Annotated in this window: 2 protein-coding genes; both read right to left on the bottom strand. The window is 73.1% G+C overall.

Translation table 11 applies throughout. From position 1 onward, the window contains the following. Nucleotides 1-53: 53 nt before the first annotated feature. Nucleotides 54-1,079, bottom strand: coding sequence for a methionyl-tRNA formyltransferase (gene fmt / locus FrCorBMG51_RS19320; protein WP_047224463.1), 1,026 nt, complete (start codon nucleotides 1,077-1,079; stop codon nucleotides 54-56). 244 nt (nucleotides 1,080-1,323) lie between these two features. Continuing rightward, complete coding sequence (gene def / locus FrCorBMG51_RS19315; RefSeq protein ID WP_013874503.1) at nucleotides 1,324-1,872, bottom strand: peptide deformylase; 549 nt, start codon at nucleotides 1,870-1,872, stop codon at nucleotides 1,324-1,326. Between the last annotated feature and the right edge of the window lie 342 nt (nucleotides 1,873-2,214).

Genomic DNA, 2,214 nt, shown 5'->3' with positions numbered 1-2,214 from the left:
CGCCGGCGGCCGGGCCCGCTGCCGTGCCCGCGTGCCCCCGGCGGGGGCCGGACTCATGTGAACCTCTCGCCGGCGGCGATGCGGGCTCCCCGCGCCCACGCGTCGGCGGCCATCGTGGGACGGCCCTCGGGACGGACCTCGTCGAGCAGCACGACCCCGCCGCCGGTCCCCACCGCGATCCGGCCGTGACCGCCGACGGCGATCTGCCCAGAAGCAAGATCTTCGACGCCGAGGGGTGCGGCACTGTCCCCACCGGCGGCGCCTGTCCCGCCATCGCCCTTGCCCGCCGCCACGGCTGCCGCCACGGCCGTCGTCTCCGTGACGGTGACGGGACGCACCGGGCCGATCTTGATCCGGTGGCCGCGGAACGTCGTCCAGGCGCCAGGCGCCGGAGCGGCCGCCCGGACCAGCCGATCGACTCGGTAGGCCGGCGCGGACCAGTCGATCCGCACGTCGGCGACGTCGAGCTTCGGCGCGATCGACACCCCCTCGTCGGGCTGCGGCCGGGCCCGCAGCGATCCGTCGGCGATCCCGTCCAGGACCGCGACGAGCAGCTGGGAGCCGGCATCGGCCAGCCGGGCCAGCAGGTCACCGGCGGTGTCGTGGGGGCCGACGGGCTCGGTCAGCGTCCCGTACACCGGGCCGCTGTCGAGGGCCTCCTCGATCTGGAAGACCGACGCGCCCGTCACGTCGTCACCGGCCAGCAGGGCGCGCTGCACCGGCGCGGCGCCGCGCCAGGCGGGCAGCAGGGAGAAGTGCAGGTTGACCCAGCCGTGCCGGGGGATGTCCAGGGCGGCCCGGGGCAGCAGCGCGCCGTAGGCCACCACCGGGCAGCAGTCCGGGGCGATCTCGGTGAGCCGGGCGAGGAAGTCGGGGTCACGGGGCTTCTGTGGGGTCAGCACCTCCACGCCCCGCTCCTCGGCGAGCGTCCGCACCGGCGAGTGCGCGACCTTCCGGCCGCGCCCGGCCGGCCGGTCGGGACGGGTCACGACCGCGACGACGTCGTGGCGGGACGAGTCGAGCAGCGCCCGCAGGCTCGGCAGCGCCACCGCCGGGGTACCGGCGAACACCACCCGCATCAGCGGCCACCCGACCAGGTCGCTCCCACGGAACCTACGGAACCCGTGGATTCCGCGGAATCCACGGACGGGGACAGGGACAGGAAAGTGCGCACGGTCCAACGCTAGCCGCGTCCCGCGCGTGCGCGGTCCAGCGGGTCGTGTTCCGCGGAACAGTCGCCGGCCGGGCCCGGTGTCCGGACCAACCGCTCACCGGGGCGCCGACAGGAGCGCCGGTGCCGGGAACGTCGTCCGGGAAAGCAGGTCAGCGGGCGCGGCCGAACAGCGGATGCGGGGACACCTTCACCGCCGGCGGAGCCTGCCCGGCCCACTCCGCCTCGCGGATGGCCTTCATGGCCGCCTTCTTCGTCTCCGGGTCCAGCCGGTCGATGAACAACACCCCGTCGAGATGGTCGGTCTCATGCTGGACGCAGCGTGACAGCAGGCCGCTGCCCTCGATCGTGACAGGATCGCCGTGGACGTTCTGGCCGACCGCGATCACCCGCTCCGGCCGCTTCAGCTCGAAGGAGAGGCCGGGCAGGGAGAGGCAGCCCTCCTCACCGTCCATCAGCTCCTCGCTGAACGGCCCGAGGACGGGATTGACCAGGTGCCCCACCTCACCGTCCACGTGGTAGGTGAACACCCGCAGCGACACCCCGAGCTGCGGCGCGGCCAGCCCGACCCCGCCCGCCTCGTGCATGCTCTCGACGAGGTCGGCGACCAGGCGGCGGAGCTCCTTGTCGAAGGTGGTGACCGGTTCGGCCACCGTCCGCAGCACCGGGTCCCCCAACAGTCGGATCTCTCGGACCGTCACTGCCGCCCCTCTTCCCTCGCCCGCGTGCGTCCTGCGCCCGCGTCGTCGTCCCCGAGCCCGCATCATCCCGCGCCCGCAACGTGTATCCATCAAAATACACGTCCATCAGGAACGGATTTATTACATTACGTAACTTACGCGAGACATAATCATCACAGCACCATCACAGCAAAGTGATCGGATCGGGGATGACCCGCACCGGTGGGGAACGGCGGGCGTCGAGCACGCCGCGGGCTGCCTTGAGCGCGGCCGCGAGCTGCTGCCCCTGCGCTCTGGGAACCCGCACCAGGACACGTTCCCATCGCTGCCCGGCAAGCTCCGGCGCGTCCGCGTCCCCGGCGG

Source organism: Protofrankia coriariae (assembly GCF_001017755.1).
GTDB classification, from domain to species: Bacteria; Actinomycetota; Actinomycetes; order Frankiales; family Frankiaceae; genus Protofrankia; species Protofrankia coriariae.
The sequence above is the reverse complement of the archived record's forward strand: the minus strand, read 5'-3'. Positions and strand labels throughout refer to the sequence as shown.

Bases quoted from the DNA above. Each gene is read 5' to 3' on its own strand.
- fmt (WP_047224463.1), bottom strand. From the start codon at position 1,079: ATGCGGGTGGTGTTCGCCGGTACCCCGGCGGTGGCGCTGCCGAGCCTG.